Source organism: Microbacterium sp. SCN 71-21 (assembly GCF_001725695.1).
Classification (GTDB): domain Bacteria; phylum Actinomycetota; class Actinomycetes; order Actinomycetales; family Microbacteriaceae; genus Microbacterium; species Microbacterium ginsengisoli.
On sequence record NZ_MEGA01000020.1, the window covers coordinates 22,390 to 47,398 of the forward strand.

At 69.4% G+C, this 25,009-nt stretch carries 22 protein-coding genes and 1 pseudogene; all 23 read right to left on the reverse strand.

Features of this window, described 5'->3' with window-relative positions; translation table 11 throughout:
- Position 1 precedes the first annotated feature (1 nt).
- Complete coding sequence (rplN, locus tag ABT08_RS04490; RefSeq protein WP_045246799.1) at positions 2-370, reverse strand: 50S ribosomal protein L14; 369 nt, start codon at positions 368-370, stop codon at positions 2-4.
- Between the two features lie 35 nt (positions 371-405).
- Entirely contained in the window at positions 406-732 is a 327-nt protein-coding gene (gene rpsQ / locus ABT08_RS04495) for a 30S ribosomal protein S17 (protein ID WP_288114090.1), read from the reverse strand.
- Complete coding sequence (gene rpmC, locus ABT08_RS04500; protein ID WP_045246801.1) at positions 732-1,046, reverse strand: 50S ribosomal protein L29; 315 nt, start codon at positions 1,044-1,046, stop codon at positions 732-734. Before rpmC ends, rpsQ begins: the two co-directional genes overlap by 1 nt.
- Positions 1,046-1,465, reverse strand: a complete 420-nt coding sequence (rplP, locus tag ABT08_RS04505) for a 50S ribosomal protein L16 (RefSeq protein WP_045246802.1) — start codon at positions 1,463-1,465, stop codon at positions 1,046-1,048. Before rplP ends, rpmC begins: the two co-directional genes overlap by 1 nt.
- Positions 1,465-2,226, reverse strand: coding sequence for a 30S ribosomal protein S3 (gene rpsC, locus ABT08_RS04510; protein ID WP_045246803.1), 762 nt, complete (start codon positions 2,224-2,226; stop codon positions 1,465-1,467). The genes rplP and rpsC overlap by 1 nt, the downstream gene beginning before the upstream one ends.
- On the reverse strand, positions 2,226-2,618 hold the full coding sequence (rplV, locus tag ABT08_RS04515) for a 50S ribosomal protein L22 (protein WP_045246804.1): 393 nt from the start codon (positions 2,616-2,618) through the stop codon (positions 2,226-2,228). Before rplV ends, rpsC begins: the two co-directional genes overlap by 1 nt.
- A 40-nt stretch (positions 2,619-2,658) precedes the next feature.
- The gene (gene rpsS, locus ABT08_RS04520) at positions 2,659-2,940 is read right to left on the reverse strand and encodes a 30S ribosomal protein S19 (protein WP_045246805.1); all 282 of its coding nucleotides are present in this window, start codon (positions 2,938-2,940) and stop codon (positions 2,659-2,661) included.
- Positions 2,941-2,951: 11 nt separating this feature from the next.
- A complete protein-coding gene (rplB, locus tag ABT08_RS04525) occupies positions 2,952-3,791 on the reverse strand; it encodes a 50S ribosomal protein L2 (protein ID WP_045246806.1) in 840 nt (279 codons plus the stop codon).
- A 23-nt stretch (positions 3,792-3,814) separates the two neighbouring features.
- A complete protein-coding gene (gene rplW, locus ABT08_RS04530) occupies positions 3,815-4,114 on the reverse strand; it encodes a 50S ribosomal protein L23 (RefSeq protein ID WP_045246807.1) in 300 nt (99 codons plus the stop codon).
- Positions 4,111-4,770: a 50S ribosomal protein L4 gene (rplD, locus tag ABT08_RS04535; protein ID WP_056207460.1), complete on the reverse strand. Its 660-nt coding sequence runs from the start codon at positions 4,768-4,770 to the stop codon at positions 4,111-4,113. Before rplD ends, rplW begins: the two co-directional genes overlap by 4 nt.
- A 4-nt stretch (positions 4,771-4,774) precedes the next feature.
- A complete protein-coding gene (gene rplC, locus ABT08_RS04540) occupies positions 4,775-5,434 on the reverse strand; it encodes a 50S ribosomal protein L3 (protein ID WP_056207462.1) in 660 nt (219 codons plus the stop codon).
- Between the two features lie 8 nt (positions 5,435-5,442).
- A pseudogene (locus ABT08_RS04545) lies at positions 5,443-5,584 on the reverse strand (uS10 family ribosomal protein).
- A 521-nt stretch (positions 5,585-6,105) separates the two neighbouring features.
- On the reverse strand, positions 6,106-7,299 hold the full coding sequence (tuf, locus tag ABT08_RS04550) for an elongation factor Tu (protein WP_045246811.1): 1,194 nt from the start codon (positions 7,297-7,299) through the stop codon (positions 6,106-6,108).
- A gap of 168 nt (positions 7,300-7,467) precedes the next feature.
- Complete coding sequence (fusA, locus tag ABT08_RS04555) at positions 7,468-9,582, reverse strand: elongation factor G (protein WP_288114093.1); 2,115 nt, start codon at positions 9,580-9,582, stop codon at positions 7,468-7,470.
- Between the two features lie 81 nt (positions 9,583-9,663).
- Positions 9,664-10,134 (reverse strand): 30S ribosomal protein S7, encoded by a 471-nt coding sequence (gene rpsG, locus ABT08_RS04560; protein WP_045246813.1) that lies wholly within the window; start codon positions 10,132-10,134, stop codon positions 9,664-9,666.
- A 5-nt stretch (positions 10,135-10,139) separates the two neighbouring features.
- Positions 10,140-10,508: a 30S ribosomal protein S12 gene (gene rpsL, locus ABT08_RS04565; RefSeq protein ID WP_045246814.1), complete on the reverse strand. Its 369-nt coding sequence runs from the start codon at positions 10,506-10,508 to the stop codon at positions 10,140-10,142.
- 290 nt (positions 10,509-10,798) lie between these two features.
- Positions 10,799-11,371: a hypothetical protein gene (locus ABT08_RS04570; protein WP_288114094.1), complete on the reverse strand. Its 573-nt coding sequence runs from the start codon at positions 11,369-11,371 to the stop codon at positions 10,799-10,801.
- Positions 11,368-13,050 (reverse strand): DUF5684 domain-containing protein, encoded by a 1,683-nt coding sequence (locus ABT08_RS04575; protein WP_288114095.1) that lies wholly within the window; start codon positions 13,048-13,050, stop codon positions 11,368-11,370. The genes ABT08_RS04570 and ABT08_RS04575 overlap by 4 nt, the downstream gene beginning before the upstream one ends.
- Positions 13,051-13,053: 3 nt before the next feature.
- The gene (locus ABT08_RS04580) at positions 13,054-15,555 is read right to left on the reverse strand and encodes a transglutaminase domain-containing protein (RefSeq protein ID WP_288114096.1); all 2,502 of its coding nucleotides are present in this window, start codon (positions 15,553-15,555) and stop codon (positions 13,054-13,056) included.
- Entirely contained in the window at positions 15,552-16,889 is a 1,338-nt protein-coding gene (locus ABT08_RS04585; RefSeq protein ID WP_288114097.1) for a DUF58 domain-containing protein, read from the reverse strand. Before ABT08_RS04585 ends, ABT08_RS04580 begins: the two co-directional genes overlap by 4 nt.
- Positions 16,886-17,851 carry an AAA family ATPase gene (locus ABT08_RS04590; RefSeq protein WP_045246818.1) on the reverse strand — a complete coding sequence of 322 codons (966 nt, stop codon included), beginning with the start codon at positions 17,849-17,851 and terminating at the stop codon, positions 16,886-16,888. Before ABT08_RS04590 ends, ABT08_RS04585 begins: the two co-directional genes overlap by 4 nt.
- Before the next feature lie 47 nt (positions 17,852-17,898).
- Positions 17,899-23,850 carry an Ig-like domain-containing protein gene (locus tag ABT08_RS04595; RefSeq protein WP_288114098.1) on the reverse strand — a complete coding sequence of 1,984 codons (5,952 nt, stop codon included), beginning with the start codon at positions 23,848-23,850 and terminating at the stop codon, positions 17,899-17,901.
- Positions 23,851-24,984: a serine/threonine-protein kinase gene (locus ABT08_RS04600; RefSeq protein WP_056519048.1), complete on the reverse strand. Its 1,134-nt coding sequence runs from the start codon at positions 24,982-24,984 to the stop codon at positions 23,851-23,853.
- Positions 24,985-25,009: the final 25 nt, after the last annotated feature.

Below are 25,009 nucleotides of genomic sequence, written 5' to 3' on the forward strand. Positions count from 1 at the left end.
ATCAGATGACCTCCGGGGCGAGCGAGACGATCTTCATGAACTTCTTGTCACGAAGCTCACGACCGACCGGGCCGAAGATGCGGGTGCCGCGGGGCTCCCCGTCGTTCTTCAGGATCACGGCGGCGTTCTCGTCGAACTTGATGTACGAACCGTCGGGACGACGGGTCTGCTTGACGGTGCGGACGACGACGGCCTTGACCACGTCGCCCTTCTTGACGTTTCCACCGGGGATCGCGTCCTTGACCGTGGCGACGATCACGTCGCCCAGGCCCGCGTAACGCCGGTTGGAGCCGCCCAGCACACGAATCGTCAGCAGCTCCTTGGCGCCGGTGTTGTCGGCGACCTTGAGGCGGGACTCGTTCTGAATCACTTCTTACTCCTTGGGTTCCAAGCAGCCGCGAGGGCTTACTTGGCCTTCTCGAGGATCTCGACCAGGCGCCAGCGCTTGGTGGCGCTGAGCGGACGGGTCTCGTTGATGAGGACCAGGTCGCCGATGCCGGCGGAGTTCGCCTCGTCGTGCGCCTTGACCTTCGAGGTGCGGCGGATGACCTTGTCGTAGAGCGGGGGCTTCACGCGGTCCTCGACCTCGACGACGATCGTCTTGTCCATCTTGTCGCTGACGACGTAACCGCGGCGGGCCTTGCGGTAACCGCGCGCGCCCTCCTCGCGGACATCGTGGGCGCCGTGCTCGACGACCTCGGTCGCCTCAGCGGTCTTCTTCGTGGTGGCCATCACTCAGCCTCTCCTTCGGCGGGAGCCGGGGCATCCTCGGTCTTCTTCGCCTTGCTCTTGCTGGCCTTCTTCGCCGGAGCCGCGGCCACCGGGGTGGCACGGATACCGAGCTCGCGCTCGCGGATCACGGTGTAGATGCGGGCGATGTCGCGCTTCACGGCGCGGATGCGGCCGTGGCTCTCGAGCTGGCCGGTGGCCGACTGGAAGCGCAAGTTGAACAGCTCCTCCTTGGCCTTGCGGAGCTCCTCAACGAGGCGCTCGTTCTCGAACGTGTCGAGCTCGCTCGGGGCGAGCTGCTTGGTGCCGACAGCCATTACGCGTCGCCCTCCTCGCGCTTGATGATTCGTGCCTTGAGAGGCAGCTTGTGGATGGCCCGCTGGAGGGCCTCGCGAGCGAGCTGCTCGTTGACGCCGGCGACCTCGAAGAGGACACGGCCCGGCTTGACGTTGGCGACCCACCACTCCGGCGAACCCTTACCGGAACCCATGCGGGTTTCGGCCGGCTTCTTGGTGAGCGGACGGTCGGGGTAGATGTTGATCCACACCTTGCCGCCACGCTTGATGTGACGGGTCATCGCGATACGAGCGGACTCGATCTGACGGTTGGTCACGTAGGCGGGGGTCAGAGCCTGGATGCCGAACTCACCGAACGACACCTTCGTGCCGCCGGTCGCCTGGCCATCGCGCCCCGGGTGGTGCTGCTTGCGGTACTTGACCTTGCGGGGGATGAGCATTATGCCGACGCTCCTTCTGCCACGGGGGCCTCGTTGCGGGGACCGCGACGACGGTCGCCGCCGCGGTCATCGCGACCACGGGGGGACTTCGGCGCGTTCGCCTGCTCGCGAGCGAGTTCCTTGTTGGTGAGATCGCCCTTGTAGATCCAGACCTTCACACCGATGCGGCCGAACGTGGTCTTGGCCTCGTAGAAGCCGTAGTCGATGTTCGCGCGCAGCGTGTGCAGCGGCACCCGACCCTCGCGGTAGAACTCCGACCGGCTCATCTCCGCGCCGCCGAGGCGGCCCGAGACCTGGATCCGGATGCCCTTGGCGCCGGCGCGCTGGGCGCCCTGCAGACCCTTGCGCATCGCGCGACGGAACGCCACACGAGCCGAGAGCTGCTCGGCGATGCCCTGAGCGACGAGCTGGGCGTCGGCCTCGGGGTTCTTGACCTCGAGGATGTTGAGCTGGATCTGCTTGCCGGTGAGCTTCTCGAGGTCGGCACGGATGCGCTCGGCCTCGGCGCCGCGGCGACCGATCACGATGCCCGGGCGGGCGGTGTGGATGTCGACGCGCACGCGGTCACGGGTGCGCTCGATCTCGATGTTGCTCACACCGGCACGGTCGAGGCTCGTGAGGAGCAGCTTGCGGATCTTGATGTCCTCGGCCACGTAGTCGGCGTAACGCTGACCCGGCTTCGTCGAGTCGGAGAACCACCGCGACACGTGGTCGGTGGTGATGCCGAGGCGGAAGCCGTACGGGTTGACCTTCTGTCCCATTACTTGCTCGCCTTCTTCGCAGCGGCCGAGGTCTCGGCGACCTCGGGGGTCGAGAGCACGACCGTGATGTGGCTCGTGCGCTTCTTGATCTGGAAGGCACGGCCCTGCGCGCGGGCCTGGAAACGCTTGAGCGTCGTGCCCTCGTCGACGTACGCGTTCTTCACGTACAGGTCCTGCTCGTCCAGGTACTCGTTGAGCTGGTCGGCCTTCACGCGAGCGTTCGCGACAGCCGAGGCGACGAGCTTGTAGATCGGCTCGGACGCACTCTGCGGCGCGAACTTCAGGATGGCGAGGGCCTCACCGGCCTGCTTGCCCTTGATAAGCGCGACGACACGACGAGCCTTCTGAGGGGTCACGCGGATGTGCTTCACGCGTGCGATGGATTCCACCATGTTCTCTCCTCCTCTTTCTCTCTCCAGGAGCGCCCCCGCGTCAGCGGCGGCGACCCTTCTTGTCGTCCTTCTCGTGGCCGCGGAAGGTGCGGGTGGGCGCGAACTCGCCCAGCTTGTGGCCGACCATGGTCTCGGTCACGAACACGGGGATGTGCTTGCGACCGTCGTGCACGGCGATCGTGTGCCCGAGCATGGCCGGGATGATCATCGAGCGACGCGACCAGGTCTTGATGACGTTCTTCGAACCCGCCTCGTTCTGCGAGACAACCTTGCGAAGCAGGTGCTCGTCGACGAAGGGGCCCTTCTTCAGACTGCGTGGCATCTTCTTGACTCCTACTTGCGCTTCTTGCCGGCGGTGCGACGGCGGACGATGTACTTGTCGCTTTCCTTGTTGGCGTGACGGGTACGACCCTCCGCCTGACCCCACGGCGTGACGGGGTGACGACCACCGGACGTCTTGCCCTCACCACCACCGTGCGGGTGGTCGACCGGGTTCATCGCGACACCACGGACGGTGGGACGCACGCCGAGCCAGCGCTTGCGGCCCGCCTTGCCCCAGTTGATGTTCGACTGCTCGGCGTTGCCGACCTCGCCGATCGTGGCGCGGCAGCGCGCGTCGACGTTGCGGATCTCACCCGAGGGGAGACGCAGCTGGGCGTAGGGGCCGTCCTTCGCGACGAGACGCACACCGGCGCCGGCCGAGCGGGCGAGCTTCGCGCCGCCGCCCGGGCGCAGCTCGATGGCGTGCACGACGGTACCGGTGGGGATGTTGCGCAGCGGCAGGTTGTTGCCGGGCTTGATGTCGGCCGCGGGACCGGACTCGATCACGTCGCCCTGCTGCAGCTTGTTCGGGGCGAGGATGTAACGCTTCTCGCCGTCGACGTAGTGCAGGAGCGCGATGCGCGCGGTGCGGTTGGGGTCGTACTCGATGTGAGCGACCTTCGCGTTGATGCCGTCCTTGTCGTTGCGACGGAAGTCGATGACGCGGTACTGACGCTTGTGGCCACCACCGATGTGACGGGTGGTGATGCGGCCCTGGTTGTTGCGGCCACCGGTCTTGGCGAGCGGGCGCAGCAGCGACTTCTCCGGCGTCGAACGCGTGATCTCGGCGAAGTCGGCGACCGACGAGCCGCGACGACCGGGGGTCGTGGGCTTGTACTTGCGAATAGCCATTTCTCTAGTCCTCTATCCCGACGTCAGCCGACGCTCGTGAAGATGTCGATGGTGCCCGACTTGAGCGTGACGATGGCGCGCTTGGTGTCCTTGCGCTTGCCCACGCCGAAGCGGGTGCGACGGGCCTTGCCCGTGCGGTTGATCGTGTTGACCGACGCCACCTGGACGCCGAAGATCTTCTCGATCGCGAGCTTGATCTCGGTCTTGTTCGAGCGCGGGTCCACGAGGAACGTGTACTTGCCCTCGTCGATGAGCCCGTAGCTCTTCTCGGAGACGACCGGCTTCAGGATGATGTCGCGCGGGTCCTTGCCGACGGTGCTCATGCGGAGACCTCCTCAGTGGCCGTCTTCGCCGCGACGAACGCGTCGTAGGCGGCCTTGGTGAACACGATGTCGTCGGAGACCAGAACGTCGTAGGCGTTCAGCTGGTCGAACGAGAGCACGTGCACGTACGAGATGTTGCGCACGCTCTTGAGCGTGAGCTCGTCATCGCGCTCGACGACGACGAGCACGTTCTTCGTCGGCGCGAGAGCGGTGAGAACCGCAGCCGCAGCCTTCGTCGAAGGTGCACCGTCGATCGCGAACGAGTCGACGATGTGAAGACGCTCGCCGCGAGCGCGGTCGCTCAGCGCACCGAGGAGCGCGGCGGCGATCATCTTCTTGGGGGTGCGCTGCGAGTAGTCGCGCGGCTTCGGGCCGTGGACGATGCCACCACCGGTCATGTGCGGCGCGCGGATCGAACCCTGACGGGCGTTACCCGTGCCCTTCTGCTTGAAGGGCTTGCGGCCGGCACCGGAGACCTCACCGCGACGCTTGGTCGAGTGAGTGCCCTGGCGAGCCGCGGCGAGCTGCGCCACGACGACCTGGTGGATGAGCGGGACGTTGGTCTTGACGTCGAAGAGCGCGGCGGGAAGCTCCACCGAGCCGGCCTTCTTGCCGGCGGCGCTGTGGACGTCGAGCGCGAGAGTCGTGTCAGACATGGACTCAGGCCCCCTTCACTGCGTTGCGGACGTACACGAGGCGGCCGCGGGCACCGGGGACGGCGCCCTTGACGAGCAGCAGACCCTTCTCGGCGTCGACGGCGTGCACCGTGAGGTTGAGGACGGTCACGCGCTCGCCACCCATACGGCCGGCCATGCGCATGCCCTTGAAGACGCGGCTCGGGGTCGACGAGGCGCCGATCGAACCGGGCTTGCGGTGGTTGCGGTGCGCACCGTGCGACGCGGAGACACCCTTGAAGTTGTGGCGCTTCATGACACCGGCGGTGCCCTTGCCCTTGCTGGTGCCGACGACGTCGACCAGCTGGCCCGACTCGAACACGCCCTCAGCCGTCAGTTCCTGACCGAGTGAGTAGTCGGAGGCGTCGGCGGTGCGGATCTCGGTCACGTGGCGGCGCGGCGTGACGCCGGCTGCCTCGAAGTGGCCCTCGAGGGGCTTGGTGACCTTGCGGGGGTCGATCTGGCCCGCGGCGATCTGAACGGCGTTGTAGCCGTCCTTCTCGACGGTGCGGATCTGCGTCACGACGTTGGGCGTCACCTGGATGACGGTGACGGGAACGAGCTTGCCGTTCTCGTTCCAGACCTGGGTCATGCCGAGCTTGGTTCCCAGCAGACCCTTCGAAACCTTGGAGTTGATGTCAGTCATCGTGGGCCTCAGAGCTTGATCTCGATGTTGACATCGGCCGGGAGGTCGAGACGCATCAGCGAGTCGACGGCCTTGGGCGTCGGGTCGATGATGTCGATGAGGCGCGGGGCCCACCACGGTCGCGCCGGCACGGGTCACGGTGTCGACGATCTTGCGCGCGGAGCTGTCGAGGCCCGCGTGATCGTACGACTTCAGGCGAATGCGGATCTTCTGTCCCGCCATTTGTCTGCTCACTCTCTTTCTCGCGTCTTACGTCGTGAACGCATCGGACGCACGGTGGCGCTCGCGCGCCATGGCACTTCTTCCGCTCTCGCGGATCCTGCACCGCTGTTCTGGTGTCATACCGGATGTGTCCACCCGGCCACCGCTCTCCGCACGCACGCGTGCGCCGACCGTTTCCGGATCGTGGAGTTTGGTGGGATGTTCTGCTGCCCGCGGCCTAGACCGGCGCTCTCGCGCTGCCTATGCACTGCCCTGGCAGTGATCCGGGGGAACCGCGCTCGCGCGCGACAACAGCCCCGGAATGTGGAACCTCACTAGTGTACGTGCAGCCCGGGCGTGTCGCAAACCCGGGCGTGTCGCGGCATCCGCGTCGTTCCGCGGCATCCGCCCGCTACAACGACGACGGGGCCGGACCCGAAGGCCCGACCCCGTCGCAGGAAGCGCAGTGATTACTTGATGATCTTCGTCACCGTGCCGGCGCCGACGGTGCGGCCACCCTCACGGATCGCGTAGCCGAGGCCCTCTTCCATGGCGATGGGCTGGATCAGCTCGACCGTCATGTCGGTGGTGTCACCGGGCATGACCATCTCGGTGCCCTCGGGCAGCGTGATGACGCCGGTCACGTCGGTGGTGCGGAAGTAGAACTGCGGGCGGTAGTTCGTGAAGAACGGGTTGTGGCGGCCACCCTCGTCCTTGGACAGGATGTACGCGGTGCCCTCGAAGTTCGTGTGCGGGGTGACCGAACCGGGCTTCACGACGACCTGGCCGCGCTCGACGTCGTCACGCTTGGTGCCGCGCAGGAGCAGACCACAGTTCTCGCCGGCCCAGGCCTCGTCGAGCTGCTTGTGGAACATCTCGATACCCGTGACGATCGTCTTCTGCGTCGGGCGCAGACCCACGATCTCGACCTCGGAGTTGATCGCGAGCGTGCCACGCTCGGCACGGCCGGTGACGACGGTGCCACGACCGGTGATCGTGAACACGTCCTCGATCGGCATGAGGAACGGCTTGTCCTTGTCGCGCACCGGGTCCGGGATCGACTCGTCGACAGCGTCCATGAGCTCGATGATCTTCTCGGTCCACTCGGCGTCGCCCTCGAGAGCCTTCAGGCCCGAGACGCGGACGACCGGAGCGTTGTCACCGTCGAAGTCCTGCGACGACAGCAGCTCGCGGACCTCGAGCTCGACGAGCTCCAGGATCTCCTCGTCGTCGACCATGTCGCTCTTGTTGAGCGCGACCAGCAGGTAGGGCACGCCGACCTGCTTGGCGAGCAGCACGTGCTCACGGGTCTGAGCCATCGGGCCGTCGGTGGCGGCGACCACGAGGATCGCGCCGTCCATCTGGGCGGCACCGGTGATCATGTTCTTGATGTAGTCGGCGTGACCGGGGGCGTCGACGTGAGCGTAGTGACGCTTCGGGGTCTCGTACTCGACGTGCGAGATGTTGATCGTGATACCGCGCTGACGCTCCTCGGGAGCCGAGTCGATCGACGCGAAGTCGCGCTGCACGTTGGTGGCCGACGGGTACTTGTCGGCGAGCACCTTCGAGATTGCGGCGGTGAGCGTGGTCTTGCCGTGGTCGACGTGACCGATCGTTCCGATGTTCACGTGCGGCTTGGTCCGCTCGAACTTGGCCTTAGCCACTGGGTCCTCCTCAGGACGGTCGTGTAGATGCCCCGGTCGCTGGATTGCGACCGGTTCGCTACGGGGATGGTTCTCAGTGTAGTAGAGAGGTTTTTGGTTGGTTCATGTGAAGTTGTGGGATCCGGAAGGGATGCCGCGGGCACCGCAGCGCCCGCGACATCCGGGCGATCACTCGCCCTTGTTCTTCTGGATGATCTCGTCCGCGACGGCGCGCGGGACCTCGGCGTAGCTGTCGAACACCATCGAGTAGACGGCGCGACCCGAGGTCTTCGAGCGCAGGTCGCCGATGTAGCCGAACATCTCGGACAGCGGCACCTGGGCACGCACGACCTTGACGCCCGAGGCATCCTCCATCGACTGGATCTGTCCGCGGCGGGAGTTCAGGTCGCCGATGACGTCACCCATGTACTCCTCGGGGGTACGCACCTCGACGGCCATGACCGGCTCGAGAAGAACCGGGTTGGCCTTGCGGGCGGCCTCCTTGAAGCCCATCGAGCCGGCGATCTTGAACGCCATCTCCGACGAGTCGACGTCGTGCGCCGCACCGTCGGTGAGGGTCGCCTTGACACCGACCATCGGGTAGCCGGCGAGCACGCCGACGTTCATGGCGTCCTGGAAACCGGCGTCGACCGACGGGATGTACTCGCGCGGGATGCGTCCACCGGTGACGGCGTTGACGAACTCGTACGTCTGCTCGGCCGTGACCTCGAGAGGCTCCAGCTTGAACTGGATCTTCGCGAACTGGCCCGAGCCACCCGTCTGCTTCTTGTGGGTGTAGTCGTGACGCTCAACCTCCTTGCGGATGGTCTCGCGGTAGGCGACCTGCGGCTTGCCGACGTTGGCCTCGACCTTGAACTCGCGCTTCATGCGGTCGACCAGGATGTCGAGGTGCAGCTCGCCCATGCCCTTGATGACGGTCTGGCCGGTCTCCGAGTTCTGCTCGACGCGGAACGTCGGGTCCTCTGCGGCGAGCTTCTGGATCGCGAGACCCAGCTTCTCCTGGTCGGCCTTGGTCTTCGGCTCGATGGCCACCTCGAGCACCGGGTCGGGGAAGGTCATCGACTCGAGCACGACCTGCTGGCTCGGGTCGCTCAGGGTGTCACCGGTGGTGGTGTCCTTGAGGCCGATGACCGCGTAGATGTGACCGGCGGTGACCGAGTCGACCGGGTTCTCCTTGTTGGCGTGCATCTGGAAGATCTTCCCGATGCGCTCCTTCTTGCCCTTGGTCGAGTTGATGACCTGGGCGCCGGAGTCGAGTCCGCCCGAGTAGACGCGGATGTAGGTGAGTCGACCGAAGAAGGGGTGCGTCATGATCTTGAACGCAAGAGCGGCGAAGGGCTCCGTGGCGTCGGCGTGACGCAGGATCACCTTCTCCTCGTCCTTCGGGTCGTGAGCCTCGACGGCCGGCATGTCGAGCGGCGACGGGAGGTAGTCCACGACCGCGTCGAGCATCGGCTGCACGCCGCGGTTCTTGAACGCCGAGCCGCAGAGCACCGGGTAGAGCTCGCTGGCGATCGTGAGCTTGCGGATGGCGCCCTTGATCTCGTCGACCGTGAGCTCCTCACCGCCGAAGTACTTCTCGAGGAGGGCCTCGTCGCTCTCGGCGACGGTCTCGAGCAGCTTCTCGCGGTACTCGGCGGCCTTGTCGGCGAGGTCGGCGGGGATCTCCTGCACCTCGTACTTGGCGCCCATGGTCACGTCACCCTTGGCGTCGCCGGGCCACACCAGGGCGCGCATCTCGACGAGGTCGATGACACCGAGGAAGTCGGACTCGGCACCGATCGGGAGCTGCAGCACGAGCGGCTTCGCGCCCAGGCGCTTCACGATGGTCTCGACGGTGAAGTAGAAGTCCGCGCCGAGCTTGTCCATCTTGTTGACGAAGCAGATGCGGGGGACGTCGTACTTGTCGGCCTGGCGCCACACGGTCTCGGACTGGGGCTCCACGCCCTCCTTGCCGTCGAAGACGGCGACGGCGCCGTCGAGCACGCGAAGGTTGCGCTCGACCTCGACCGTGAAGTCCACGTGACCGGGGGTGTCGATGATGTTGAGCTGGATGCCGTTCCAGAAGCACGTGGTCGCGGCCGACGTGATCGTGATGCCGCGCTCCTGCTCCTGGGCCATCCAGTCCATCGTCGCCGCACCGTCGTGCACTTCGCCGATCTTGTGGGTGATGCCCGTGTAGAAGAGGATGCGCTCGGTCGTCGTCGTCTTTCCGGCATCGATGTGCGCCATGATGCCGAAGTTGCGGACCTTCGTGAGGTCGGTGAGCACTTCTTGTGCCACGGGTTCTTCCTTACGTAGAGGGAGGGATGTCGCGGGGGTGCCGGCTCCGGGGCGCGAGGCTCCGGAGCCGGCAGGGGGCTGTTACCAGCGGTAGTGCGCGAAGGCGCGGTTCGACTCGGCCATCTTGTGGGTGTCCTCGCGGCGCTTGACCGCGGCACCGAGGCCGTTCGACGCGTCGAGGATCTCGTTCTGCAGACGCTCGGTCATCGTCTTCTCACGACGGCCCTTCGCGTAGCTCACGAGCCAGCGCAGCGCGAGGGTGTTGGCGCGGTGCGCCTTGACCTCGACGGGAACCTGGTAGGTCGAGCCGCCGACGCGGCGGCTCTTGACCTCGAGGGTGGGGCGCACGTTGTCGAGCGCCTTCTTGAGCGTGGTGACCGCGTCCTGGCCGTTCTTCGACTCGACGCCGGCGAGGGCGCCGTAGACGATCGACTCGGCGAGGGACTTCTTGCCGTCGACAAGGATCTTGTTGACGAGCTGGGTGACGATCGGAGCGCCGTAGACCGGGTCGTTGACGACGGGGCGGCGAGGGGCGGGACCCTTACGAGGCATCTAACTCAACCCTTCTTCGCGCCGTAGCGGCTACGGGCCTGCTTGCGGTTCTTCACGGCCTGCGTGTCGAGCGCGCCGCGGACGATCTTGTAGCGGACACCGGGAAGGTCCTTCACACGGCCGCCGCGCACGAGCACGAGCGAGTGCTCCTGCAGGTTGTGGCCCTCACCGGGGATGTAGGCGGTGACCTCGACGCCGTTGCGGAGCTTCACACGGGCGACCTTGCGCATCGCCGAGTTCGGCTTCTTCGGGGTCGTCGTGTACACGCGGGTGCAGACGCCCGCCTGCTGCGGGTTCGACTTCAGTGCGGGAGCCTTGGTCTTGGAGACCTTCGGCGACCGGCCCTTGCGAACCAACTGCTGAATGGTTGGCACGTTCTCTCCTTGTTTGTGCTGCACGGTGACAGCGTTCGTGTCTCCCCCGGCTCGTCACGGTTCTTTGCGTTCCGTGTCGCTCCGGGCTCACGTGGATCCATCGGCGGCGCAGAATGACTGGACCGCGTTCTGTGATGGATATGCCGTGGGGGTGACCTGTTCGCAGGCCCTTCCCTGAGATGTGTGGGCGATGAACGCCTGCGTTGCACCGGGGCACAGCACAGGGCGCGCATGGGCGCACACCCGATCAATGATACGCGGGATTTTCGGGGTCGGTCAAACGCGCGGGATCACCGGAACACGAGCAGCAGCACGGCCACCGTCACCCCGAGCACCGCGAGGCCCGCGGCGGCGATGATCAGCACGGCGAGGCGCCTGCGTGCGGCACGACGACGAGCCGCGATGACGGATGCCCCGTCCACCCGATGCTGCGCGGGGCGCACCGGCGCGGGGGCCCGCTCGGCGAACACCGCGGCGGGCGGACGCGGGCGATAGATCGGCGGATCCGCGGCCGGCGCGCGACCCTCACGTGCGGGGAACAGCGCGTCGGGAGCGCCGGGCACGGGCGGGGCGGCTCGCCGCGAGACCCGAGGTGCCGTGGCATCGTCGGGCAGCCGACGGGCCGAGACCGCGGTCGCCTCCTCGGATGCGTGCGCGACCGGCGGCTGGACTCCGGCGACGGATGCCGCGGCCCGCCTAGCACTCGCCTCGGTGCGGTCGCCGGCAGGGTCGGCCCGTCGAGCGCTGAGCTCGGTGCGATCGTCGACAGGGTCGGCCCGCCGAGCACTCACCTGGGTGCGATCGTCGGCCGGATCGACCCGCCGAGCGCTGAGCTCGGTGCGATCGTCGAGCGGATCGCTCACCCCTCGACCCGGTTCAGCCGCACCTCGACGTCGCCGAGGAAGAACCGGTCACCTGCCTCCGCCTCGACCCCCGGCTCGATCTCGACGTCGGTGCCCATGACGGTGGAGAACAGCACGCCGTTCGTCGAGTGCAGATCGGTGATGTACCACCGGTCGCCCTGCAGGCGCAGAAGCGCATGGGTCTTGGACACCGTCCGGGTGTCATCGCTGAGCGGCACGAGCTGCGCACCGGGATGCGCGGGATCGGCGGCGGGGCGGCGCCCCACGATGACGACGTCGGCGGTCAGTTCCACGCTCGCGTTCCGGGCGGTGGCAAGCGACCAGCGCACCTTCCTCCGCCGGGCGATCACCGTCGCGTCGGCCCCGTCCTCGAGGTCGTCCTCGGCATGCCACTGCGCCGAGACCGCGCCGGCCGCCGAACGCGGCACTCCGGCGACGGGCGCTCCGGCCACCGCCGAGACCTCGCCGGTGATCTCGGGGAACACCGGGTCGACGATCGGGGGCTGCCACGCCCCCCGCGCCGGCGAACGGGTGAGAGACGGGGCATCCGTCGTGTCGGAGAGGCCGCCGGTCGCATCGGGGGCGCGCCACGGCACGGGACTCGCGGGATCGTCGACGGCGGCGGAGGCCCGGCGCGCACCCGAGGCCGCATCGGAGAGATCGACCGTCTCGTTGTCGGCGACGGGCTCGTCGGAACGCATCGGCGGGACCAGTGCGTCGCCACGATCGGCGGGCAGGACCGACGACACCGGAGCCGAGGGCACCGAGCGGAACGAGATGCCCGCGCTCAGCTCGTCGATCTCGTCACGGCCGTCCCCGAAGACGGGGCGGGCAGGGAAACCGTTCGCATCCACCGGCACCTCAACCGGCGGTGTCGGTGCCGCTGACGCGGGGGCCGGGGACTCCGGGGTGGGTCGGTCGAACCGCTCGCTGTCCTCCTCCGGCCACAGGTCCGCGAAGATCGACGAGCCCGGCGCGGGGGACGGCGTGGCGGGCGCCTGCCACGGGGTCTCGGCGACCGCAGGGGCGGAGGACGCGGGCGCCGCAGGCGGCGTCGTCGGCGGAGTCCACGCGGCAGGGGCCGCCGCGGCGGCGGCCGGCGTCGGCGCGGAAGCGGCAGTCGCGGCCGCGGGGGGAAGCGGCGCGGCAGGCGCCGCACCGGTCGATGCGGGACGGACGGCATCATCGGCGACCGCGAGGTCTGCCGGAGACGGCAGTGGCGCGGCGGACGACGGGGGCGCCGCGGCATCCATCGGCGACGACACGCGTGCAGGCGCCCGCAGCGATGAGCGGACGGGACCGGCGACCGGACCCGCTATCCATCGAGCGGAGCCGAATCCGACGACGGTCGCCCACACCGGAAAGAGCAGCGCCGCGAGCACGGTCAACCCGCTGCCGAGCCCGAAACCCTGGTTGACGCGGTGCGCCGCGACGACCACGACGACCCAGAGGAAGAGCCAGCCGAACACCGGCACGAGCCCCAGCAGCACCAGCCACGGCGAGAGCCCGCCGAGCTGCAGGAGGCTCGCGATGTTGAACACCGGCACCCACGCGCGCCAGCTCTCGACGCCCGCCTTGCGGAACACGGCGGACAGCGACAACGCGACCCAGACGTACAGGGCCGCAACGATCACGAGGTACAGCACCAGCACGATGGCCAGAGTGGACGAGTTCGACATGTCCTAGCGCGCGGGACGGCGAGTCCGGCGCGTCCCCCTTCCGGTCGATCCTGCACGGGCGCCCGATCGGGTGGACGAGCGCGTGAACCTCGGCGCGGCGAACCGCACGAATGATCTCAACGATAGAGCCGTGGCGAGTTTTCGCCAGAACCCCTGGCCACCGGCGAAGCCGCGGCGCTCCACGTCGACGATGCGCCAGAACGCGTCCGCCTCCTCGGCGCTGGGCGGACGGGGCGAGAACACCGCCTCATCGGCGCCGTCGGCGAGCACCGTCCCGCTCGGTGTGCCGTAGAGCGCGGCGAGCTCGCGCCGCGTGCGGCTCGCCGGCCGCGCACGACCCGCGTCGATCGCGGCATCCACGTACTCATCCCAGCCCCCCGCCACCTTCTGCGCCGGATCCGCCTGCAGCCGGCGCGAGCGCCGCCGGAAGAACCTCGCCCCGGCCACGAGGAGGAACGGCCCCCCGAGCACAAGCAGCACGAGCAGCACGAGGCCGCCGATCTTCAGCGTCGCCCACAGCCAGGCGAGGTCCCAGCCGGAGTCACCCGCCGACGAAGCCTGCCGATCGGAGTCCTGCTGCACCGGGTTCGGCGGTGCGACCTCGTCGACCGAGTCGGGACGCACCTCGGTGACGTTCTCGGGGTCGCGCTGTCGCGTCACCTCGAGGCTCGGCGACTGGGCGTGCTGCGGGGTGGCATCCACCGCGATCCACTGCCCCTGGTCGTCGCGCACCTCCGTCCAGGCGCTCAGGTCGTCGGCACGGCAAGCTCCGTCCACGCACACGGGCACCGTCGCGTCCGCCGAGCTGAGACGGGCGCCGAGAACCACGCGGGCCGGGAAGCCGAGCTTGTTCGCGATGAGGGCGACCGCGACGGCGAACTGCTCGTCGTCGCCGACGGCTGCGACGTAGTTGTCGGTCGCCGCCGCCTGCGGGTCGGCCTCGCGTTGGAGCAGCTTCGCGAAGAGCTGGTCGACGCGCGCGAGCGAGTGACCGGCCGCACTGGGCTGGAAGGTGTAGTCCGCGAGCCCCGCCATCCACACCGGGGTCTCCCCGGTCGACACCGACAGGGCATGGCTGAGATAGCCGCGCGCCCTCAGCAGGGCGACCAGCCCCGACAGCGCCTCGCCCCCCGTGCCGGTCTGGTGGACCTCGACCCACTTCGTGAGGTTGTCGGGCAGGGTCACCGAGGTGGCCGCGCCTCCCGGAGCCCGCACGGTCGCGAGATCGGGGGTGATCGGGTCGACCCCTGTCACGCGATAGACGTCACCCGCGCCGAGGCCGTTCGGCACGGTGTCGACGCCCGCCTGCGCATCGGCGTTGTAGTAGAAGCCGTCGCTGAGGGCCGCGGCACGCGACCCCTGAAAGTCGACCGACGAGACCTGGCCGAGGGTCGGCAGCCAGATGCCGCTGAGGCCGCCGATCGTCACGGTTGCGTCGATCGCGGTGCCCGCACCCGCATCGAGGCTCGACGGCACGCGCACGAAGCGCCCGTCACCGGAGGAACCGGCACGGTAGATCTCGCCGTCGTACACGTCGAGGGTCGCAAGCCGCACTCGAGCGGGCGCGGTGCCCGTCGTCGTCACCTGGAAGAGCACCAGGTCGGCCTGGGTGTCGCTGAACAGCGACCGATAGGTGGAGAGCGGGCTCGGTTCGGCCGCGAGGTCGATCGTCGGCCCGACCGCGCTGCGGAGCACCTCGCGGTCGAGGCCGCGGGCGGCGAACGGTACGACCGCCGCCGTGACCACGACAGCCACGACCACCATTCCGGCGGCGAGGGCGAGCCGGCCACCCGAGAACCCCGTGCGCAGTCGCCGGGCGCGGATGCCGCTGGCCCCGGCCGCGGCCTCGAGCAGGCGCAGCCGCTGATCCCGCTCCCGCCATGCGAGCCAGAGAAGGGCGGCGACCACGGTCGCCACCCCCACGAAGGTCTCGATCGGGGCGGGGACGGACACCGGGCCGAGCACGAGCGGATCGCTCGTCACGGAGCGGCCGAAGAGCAGACCGAACACGGGCATCGCGACGGCCGCCGGCACCGCGAGCACCGCACGGCGGTCGGCCCGCCAGGCCGCCAGCAGCGCCAGGGTCGTCGCGACCAGGAAGGTCACGAACACGGGGACGAGCAGGTTGCGGTAGTCGCCGACGGGAAGGTCGACCGTGAGCAGGTCCTTCCACGCGAGCGCGACTCCGCGCGCGAGCTCGACGAACCCGCCGCCGAGCTGATCGAGCGCGCTCAGGCGCCCCGGCATCGTCACGGGCACGCCCAGCACGGCGACGGCACCGAGAAGCGCGAGCACCACCACCCACCACGGCAGTCGTCGCCGCGTCACCGCAGCGGCGATCACCGCACCCACGACCGCCGCGACCGCGACGACGACGAGCAGCCACGCGGTGCGGTAGATCGGCCAGGTCGCGACCGTTCCGAGCACGACCATCGTCAGCACATACGATGCCCCGGCCACCACCCGCGGCCAGGGCGACGCGGTGCGACCGCGTGCCGCGCTCACGACGTCGCCCCCCGCAGCAGCAGACCTGCGAGGTCGTCGACGGTGCCGACGGTGAGCACCGTGAGAGAGCCGAGCACCTGCAGGCGCGGATGCGCGCGCTCATCGCAGATGACGGCGAACACCGCGGTGTCCGCCGGGAACGCGAGCGCGATCTGCCGCACCCGGCTGAGGGTCAGCGTGGACCCCAGCACGAGGAACGCGACCGAGAGCCGCTCGTTCGCCTCGACGGCGGCCCGGCACACCTGGTCGACCGGAACCGTGTTCTCCAGCCTTTCGACGCCGCTGAAACCGTCGAGGAGCGGCCGCGCCGCGATCGTCGGCAGGTGCTGCACCGCGCGCAGCCGACCTCGCACCACCCGGGGGATCGCGGACCCGGCCAGGATGTCGAGCTCGCGCGCGTCGCGAACGGCACGGAGCCCGAGCGACGCCGCGCAGGAGACGGCGAGTTCGAACTCGTCGGCGTCGGCGTACTCTGTCGCCGCGACCGCGAGCACGACAGCCATGCGCGAGCGACGCGACTCCTCGTACTGGCGCACCATCAGCCGCCCCGTCTTCGCGGTCGACTTCCAATGCACCTGTCGGCGAGAGTCGCCCGGTGTGTACTCGCGGATGGCGTGGAACGACATGTCCGCATCGACGAGCCGGCGGGTCGCGGCACCCTCGAGGTCGCGGATGAGGCCCGCACTCGTCGACGGGAGCGTGGCCGTACGCGGGTGCACGAACAGCTCGTGGACGTCCTCGAACGCACGCTCGCGGCGCAGCATCCCGATCGGATCGCCCCGTACGGTCGTCACCGGGCCCACCGTCACAATGCCGCGACGCAGCGACGGGATCTCCACCGGCTGAACCACCTGCTGGGCGGGACGCAGCAGCGGTACCCCGATCTCGATGAGCCCACGCCCGACCGGCACGTCGAGACGCCCCGGAAGGGCGGTGCGTCGACCGACGTTTCGCACCACGATGCGACCGTCCACCGCGTCCCCCGCCACCACGCGCTGATGCGTCATCGTGAGGTCGACGTCGTACGACCGGCCGCCGAACAGGAACGGCACCGCCATCGCCAGCAGCAGCAGTCCGAGGCATCCGGCGACGATCGCCTCCACCCACCCGAACACGAGCCCGAGCACGAGGCCTGCCGTGCCGGCGACCGCCAGCACCGCACCCGCCGGACGCACCGTGTCGCGCAGCCACTCCGCGGTGGCCGCACCCACCTCGGTCAGCCACACGACGGCGCCCACGATGCGGCGGCCACCGACCGTGGTCACCTGCGTGCGGGCGGTGGTCGTGTGCCCCGAGGTCTGCGTGCGCGCGACGCGCGAGTCGTTCAGCGTCATGCGGTCTCGCGCTGAGTGGGAGGCGCGACGTCGAGCAGCACCTCGCCGACGACGGCCTCCTGGGTGACGCCGTCGAACTCGGCCTCCGGGTGCAGGATCAGCCGGTGGGCGAGCACCGCGACCGCGAGGGACTTCACGTCGTCGGGGGTGGCGTAGGTGCGCCCCTGCGAGGCGGCGCGCGTGCGGGTGGCGCGAGTGAGCGCGAGCGCCCCGCGGATCGACACCCCGAGGCGCACCTCGTCGGCCGAGCGGGTCGCGTCGACGATGCGCGCGATGTAGTCGAGGACGAGGGCATCGACATAGGTGTGCGACGCGAGGTCGGCCATGCCGGCGAGCGCCTGCGGAGTGACGATCGGAGGGAGATCGGCCGTGGCGACCGCGGCGCCGTCGAGGATGCGCACCGTCGCCGCGTGGTCGGGATACCCGAGCGAGGTGCGCATCAGGAACCGGTCCAGCTGCGCCTCCGGCAGCCGGTAGGTGCCCGCCTGCTCCACCGGGTTCTGGGTCGCGAGCACGAGGAACGGATCGCCGACCGCGCGGGACACGCCGTCGACGGTGACCTTGCCCTCCTCCATCACCTCGAGCAGCGCCGACTGGGTCTTGGGGCTCGCCCTGTTGATCTCGTCCGCGAGCACGATGTTCGCGAAGATCGGCCCGGAGTGGAACTCGAACGACCCCGACTTCTGGTCGTACACGGTGATGCCGGTGATGTCGCCGGGCAGCAGGTCGGGGGTGAACTGGATGCGCGTGTTCGTGCCCTGCACGGACTGCGCGAGCGCCCGCGCGAGGGACGTCTTGCCGGTGCCGGGGACGTCCTCGAGCAGCACGTGCCCGTCGCTCAGCATCGAGGTGAGCACCAGTTCCACGATGTGCCGCTTGCCGAGGATCGCCCGTTCGACGTTGTCGGCGATCTGACCGAACGTCTGCGCGAACCAGGTGGCCTGCTCCTGCGTGAGGGTCATCGGGAATCCTTTGCGTGAGGGGACGGGGAACAGAGGGATGCCGCGGCTCAGCCGCCCGCGCTGGGCGGGTTGCAGTCGACGCGGAAGCTGGTGGAGTAGCCGTTCACGTTCCACCCGGTCGCCGACCAGTCGACGGCGACCGACAGGGTCGCGTAGTCGGCGCCCGCCGGAACCAGCCAGGGATCGTTCGCGTCCGGGGTGAGCTCGACCGGTCCGAGCAGTCCGTTGCGGTAGTAATGCACGTCGGAGAACGTGAGGGCGGCCCGGCTGTTCGACGAGGCCCCTGTGCGCTGCAGATCGGAGCCGGTCGTGCAGACGGCGCTCCACCGCGCCTGCAGCTGGTACGGCGCGGACCCGGCGGCGGGCGTCACATCGGCCCAGTTGCTGGTCGTGCCCCAGTCGTTGTGCACGTACCGCACCCGGATCCCCGGGTCGGAGCCGACGACGTTCGTCGGGTATCCGGAGAACTCCGCGTGGTTGTTCGTCGGCGGCTGCTCGGTCGAGGTCGGCGCGCTCTGGATCGTCCAGAACACCTGGTTCGGCGTGCTGGCGGAGACCTGCGGTGCGGGGGCGACCGTGAAGGTGTAGCCCTGCGGGGCGGCCTGGCTCTGCACGGCGCGCACCTGCTCGGTGTCGCCCGCGTCCCCGAAGGACGTGCCGCCGATCATCGACCGCACGCAGAGCGTGAAGGTGTACACGATCCCGTCGGGCACCGTCGACTCGACCTGATACGTGCCGGACCCGCTCGTGGGAGGTTGTGATGCCGTGCACCCGCCGGTGCCCTGCACGACGCCGAAGCGCAGCTGCGACCCATCGCCGCCGGGCTGGGCCGTGCCGGTGGCGAGGATCGTCGACGTGCCGTTCCCATTCGAGGTGGCCTGCAGCGCCAGGGCGGCGTTCACCGGCGCACCCACGCCGTTCGTGTTCACCGTCGCCGCCGACCCGGCTGTCGACCCCGCGAGCCCGGGCGGGAGCGAGTAGCGCGAGACAGGTGTCACCGTCACCGGGGTCTGGGTGTTCGATCCGACCACGAACCGTGACACCGAGACGCTCGTCTGGTTCGGCGCGATGGTCACGGTGCGCGTCTCGCCGACGGCGCTCTGGATGCGCAGCGAGCCCGTCTGGGCCGCGTCGATCCCGCTCACCTGCAGGTCGACGACTTTGCCCGACCCGTCGGCGGTGACGAGGGGGGTCGCGGTGACCTGACCCGGCGTGGCCGGCGCGTCGTACGCCCAGCCCAGGGTGCGCACGCTCGATCGCGACTCGCCGACGGCGTTGACCGCCCAGACTTCGTAGGTGCGTTGCTCGCCGTTGGGCGCAGAGATGTCGGGGCAGACACCGTTCGGGGCGCACTGGGCGACGACCTGTCCCTGCCAGCGCACGACGAACCCGGTGAGCGCCGGGTACGCCAGCGCGGCGGCACCGGGGTCGACCCGGAGCGTCAAGGTGCCGTCGGCGTAGTCGGTCTGCCGCACGCTCGCGGGAGCCTTGGGGTATCCCTGCAGATCGAGCAGGATCGTGCCGTCGCGCTCGGCGGTCGTGATGCGGCCCTGCGCATCTTGCACGGAGAACGCAGCCGTGCACGTCGCGCCCGGGGCATCCGATGTCCACGAGGCGGTGACGCTCGTGGGCGACGCGACCTGGAAGCTCACCCCGACGCACGCGCCGACCGGACGCGCCGCCACGACGATCAGCGGCGTGCGCGGCAGCGGATTGACCTCGCCGCTCGCGCCGATGACCGCGAACGTGCACGAGGAGCCGTTCGCCTGGGAGCACTGCCGCGCCACGGTGCCGCCCGCGGGCAGCGTCGACGGCGCCGCGCCCACCCTCAGGATCAGACGCGCCGGCTGCACCGAGGTGTAGTTCGTGACGGTGACCACCACGGCGTCCTGGGCACCCGGGAGCGCCCGGTCGTTTCCGGTGACAGTGAGCACCGAGCCCGCGAGCGAGACCTGGAACAGCGACCCGGAGTACTGCACCGCGTAGCGGATGTTCTCCCAGTCGGGGCGCAGCTGCCACGTCGTCATCGTCTTGAGTTCGTACGTCTGGGTCTCCCCCGGGCCGACGGTGATCGAGGCCGGGGACAGTTGCGGCTGCGGGTCGCGCGGGATGACGGTGATGGGCACCGACAGGTAGGTCCACTGCTGCTGGCCGACGACGCGGACCGGCACGCGGCATGCGTCGACCCAGGGGGCGTTCGCGTTCGCGTCGTAACGCAGCACGGTGCCCGAGACCACGGAGCACAGGGCACCCTGCCGCGCCCCGGAGGCCGAGACATCCGAGCCGACCTCGATCGTCGTCCCGCGCGGTGCGCTGACGAGGTCGGTCATGTCGAACTCCGCCGACTCCAGCTCGGTGACCTGCACCGGCCGGATGCTCGGCTGCAGCGACACCGACATGTCGTTGCGCCCCGGTACACGCAGGAACGCGTACGTCGAGACCTGCGTGTCGCCGATCTTCCCCGTGACGACGAACGGGATCAGCTCGGTCGCCTCGGGCACCGCGCCGGAGATCGTGCGTCCGTCGGCGGTGAAGCCCGCGACGGGATGCCACAGCGACACCGTCAGCGACGACACATCGCCCGCCGACCAGCTCGACCTGCCCGTGAGCACGTCGACACCGCCGACGATGTCGTCGCGATTCTCGGGAGTGAGCACGGTGTCGGCGACGATCGGGTAATCCGGCACGGGATCGCGGATGACCTGCACCACGATGAGTCCACGACCGGTGTTGCCGGACCCCGACTTCACGTCGTAGAGGAACGACGTGGTTCCCGGATCGGTGCCGGCCGTGATGACCACGATGCCGTCGGTCGTCGAGGTCACCCGCGCCTTCTCGGCCTCGTACTGCGGGTTGGGAGATCCGTCGTCGAGAGTCGCCGGGAGGTCGGGGCGCACGTCGGTGAGCGTCAGACCCTGCATCGTCGGATCGATGTCGTTGGCGAGGGGACTCACCCGCACACTGTTGGTCTCGCTCGCCTGCACCTGCACGTAGTCGGTGAAGGTGACCGGGCTCGGGTTCGACTGGTCGTCGAGCACCCCGACCCGCACCGTGCCCTTGCCGACCGCGCCGAACTCGTCCGTCACCTCGTAGGTGAAAGACACCTGACCGCGGTAGCCCGACACCGACGTGTAGAGGATCGAGGCGCCGTCGGGCGAGATCGTGGCGACACCGCTCTGCGGCTGCCCGTCGATGCCGGTGAGGGTGACGGTGTCGCCGTCGGGGTCCATGCCGTACCCGTCGAACGGGATCAGCACCGACTGACCGGCGAGCACGCGACCCTCGAGCGTGCGCGGGGTCGGGGCACGGTTCGTGTCGTTCGACAGCACGTGCACGTGCACGGTCGCGGTGGACTGCAGCCTCGGCGAGCCCGATGTGTAGTCGGAGTACTCCACGGTGTAGTCGCCGGGGGTGGCCGGGGCGAGGTAGCGCAGCGTGCTTCCCGAGGCGAAGGCGAGCGCATCCGGCGTCGAGGAGCGCACCGAGGAGGGATCGAGCACCGGCACCCCTCCGGCCGGCGAGATGTCGTTGTCGAGCACGGGGATGTCGATCTGAGTGCCCTCGCGCACGGTGACGGTGTCGTCGACGGCGATGGGGGCGAGTTCGGGCGCCTCGGGAAGCAGGTAGACCGTCGCGGTGCCGGTGACGCGGGAGCCCGCGTCATCGGTGCCGTCACTGACCGCATAGGTCACGGTGCCGAGCAGTCCCGACGCGCCCGTCGCCGTCGTACCCGAGACGCGGATGTAGCTCTGACCCACACCGTCCACGGACAGGCTCGCCCCCGACGCCGCGGTGCCGACGATGTCGTTGATCAGAAGCACCCGGCCGGTCGGGTTCGAGACGGCTTTCAGCACGTCGAGGGTGGCGTCCTGCTGCGGATGCACGAACGCGACGACCGGGGCCGTCGCCAGCTGCGCGGGCGCGTCGGCGGGGAGCAGGGTGATCTTGGCGGTGCCCGTGGCATCCGATTGCCCATCGGAGACCGTGAAGTCGACGCGATAGGTGCCCGCCGCCTGCGCCGAGAAGTCGAAACGGGTCGAGCCGTCCACGATCGTCGCGCTCGCGGCGGCCTGATCGAGCACCCGCACCGAGGTGAGGTGCAGTGAACCCGCCGTACCCGTCACGTGCGGGGCCACGTCGATCTCGGCACCCGCGCCGACGACGTCGACCGACGCGAACGACTGCACGGTGAGCTTCGGCTGGGGCGTCACCCTGATCGTCAGCGTGCGCTCGGCGGTCTTGCCGGTCGTATCCGACACGGTGACGATGAGGTCGATCTGCTGCTCGCCACCCGACCCGTCGTCGGCGTGCTGATAGACGACCTCCCCCGACGGGGATGCCGCGACGGTGCCGACGCCCGACGGGTTCTGCACGCTCAGCAGGAACACCGGGTCGCCCTCGGGGTCGACCCAGCCGGGCAGCACCGGCACCGTCACTGTGCCCCCTCGCGCGACCTCCGGGGTCGGCCACGGCTGCAGGCACTTCTCGACGCCGCACCACACCGGCGCACCGTCCTGGGACGGCGGCACGACGGTCAGCGTCACGGTCGTCGGCTTCGAGAGAAGGCCGTCGGAGGTCGTGCCGTCGCTCACCGCGTACTGGAACGTGGCCGTGCCGCTCGCACCCGGCGCGACCTGCACGGCGAACTGCTGACGGTTGTCGGTGATGCTGAGGGTGCCGAAGCCGGGATCGAGTCCGGTGACGGAGGCCGGATCGATGCTCAGCACGTCCTGGTTGGGGTCGTGGTCGTTCAGGAGGACCGGCAGCGACACGAGAGCGCCCGCTCTCACCCCGAACGTGTCGGGCTCCGCGATCGGCGGCTTCGGGTCGATGACCACCTGCTGCTGCTGATCGCTCTGCGCCTGCGTCGGATCGGTGCGATCATCCAGCGACCAGTCCTGGCTGGATGTCACGAGGGTGCCGTCGGGCACGAGCCACACCCATCCGGAGCGCGTCTCGTTGAGGATGACCGCGTTCGCGCTCTGCACGAACGCCGGGCGCACGTCGTTGGGGAGGCTCAATCCGCCGTAGTCGAGCGTCTTGCGACCGGTCTTCGAGCTCCACAGCACCCCGCCGTCGGCGCCCGTGCCGACCCACGCCGCGAAGACCTCGCCGTCGTGCACGACGGGGGTCGCCGGAACACCGAGGCTCGCGCCTCCTTCGGACCCCTCCTCGACCCGCGGGGACGACCCGTCGACCGGCACGCTCACGAGTGCCGAGGCCGACGCGACGTAGACCGCACCCACGGAGGTGGAGGGTGCCCCGACCACGGCCGTGCCGGTGACCGGGATCTTCTCGGCGGCGCGCCCCTGCACGAGGACGTCGCCGGTGTCGGCGCCCACCAGCACCCACGTGTCCCCCGCGGCCGAGATCAGCGGCGTCGCCGGATCGATCGCGCTCGCGTCGTCCCGGCGCAGCTGCTTCCCCGTGACGATGTCGTAGACGAGCACCTGCTTGTCGCGCTTCGAATAGGCGTACAGCCGGCCGCGGGCATCGACCGCGATCGCATCCGCCGCATACTGGGGCGCGTTGTCGGTGGCGGCGTCCGGGTCGACGAGGCTCGACGATCCTGTGGACAGCCGGCCCGCGAACACGGCGCCCGCGTCGGTCAGGTAGGCCGCGAAGTCGCCGGAGGTGGCGACATCCTTCGTTCCCGACGGTGTCGAGTCGGATGCGCGCAGGGTCTCCTCGTCGAGGTTCACCGGCTGCGCGGGGTCGATCTTCGTGAGCTTCGTGAAGCTGTCCGAGTAGAGGTACGCCCCGTCAGGTCCCTGCGCCACCTCGCTCGGGTTGCTGATCGAGCGCACGGTGTCGAGCTCTCCGATGCTGGTGTTCACCCGCGCGTACCGCCGGCCGTCGCCGGTCTGCAGCGCCCACACCGAGGTGTCGTACTTCGGCGTCTCCTGCGCATCGAGACCTGGCCACACCACCGCGAGCGCGACGACGAGACCGGCGACCACCACCGCGGAGACGGTGGCGATGATCCCGACGCGCCGCACTCAGATCACTCCGACCACGACGAGCACGACCATCACGACCAGAGCGGCCACCGCCGCGGCCGCGACACCGGCCAGCACCCAGGGCACCCGCGCACCGCCGCGCGTCGGCGCGGAGATGTCGGAGTCCTCATCGCGCGCGAGCCCGCGCACACCGGACTGCTCCCGCTTCTTGCGGCGTGAGTCGTGGACGACGTGCGAGCGCACGCTGCCGCGGAGCGTGGCATCCGTCAGATCGACCGCGGCGACCCCGGGCTCCCACTCACCCTGCGCCACCTCGAGGGGGGTCAGAGCCAGGCCGAGGTCGCGCTGCACCTCGCGCAGCGCCTCGGCGAAGGCCAACGCCGTCGGATACCGCTTCCGTGGATCCCGGCTCATCGCCCGCTGCAGCACCTGCTGCAGCTCGGCGGGCACGTCGGTGCGGGCGATCTCGGTGTAGCTCGCCCGGGCGATGCGTCGGCGCAGCTGGTCCTTCGAGTTCTGCCCGCGTTCACGTCGTTCGAACGGGCTGTGGCCGGCGAGAAGCGAATAGACGGTGGCGCCGAGACTCCACACCTCGCTCGAGATCGTGCCGCTGCTCTGCTCCTCGACGACCTCGGGCGCGCTCCACGGGATCGACATCGCGAGCACCTCCTCGCTCGAGGAGCGGGCGAGCGCCGACGCGATGCCGAAGTCGGCGAGCACCGGTGAGCCGAAGGTCGTCACGAGGATGTTGCTGGGCTTGACGTCGCGGTGGATGAGGCCGGCACGGTGCGCCGACTCGAGGGCGCTCGCCATGCGCACACCCGTGGCGAGCACATCGTCGACCGGCAGCCGCTCGAGGCGGTACCGCTGAGCGAGCGACCCGGGGCAGTACTCCATCACGATGTACGGGCGTCCGTCGGCCGAGATGCCGGCCTGGTAGACGGTGACGATCGAGGGGTGCGCCGACAGGTGCGCGAGCACGTCGGCCTCGGCGTTGAACATGCGAAGCAGGTCGGGGTCGCCGACATCGCTCGGCAGCACCTTCACGGCGACCTGTCGGCGCGGCATGTCCTGCGCATAGAGGAAGACGTCGGCGAATCCGCCGGATCCGAGAGGTCTCACGTAGGTCAGCCCGGGCAGGACGGGCGGCGCGGAAGGCATGCGCTGCGCCATCATCGAACCCCCGGAACCGTCCTCC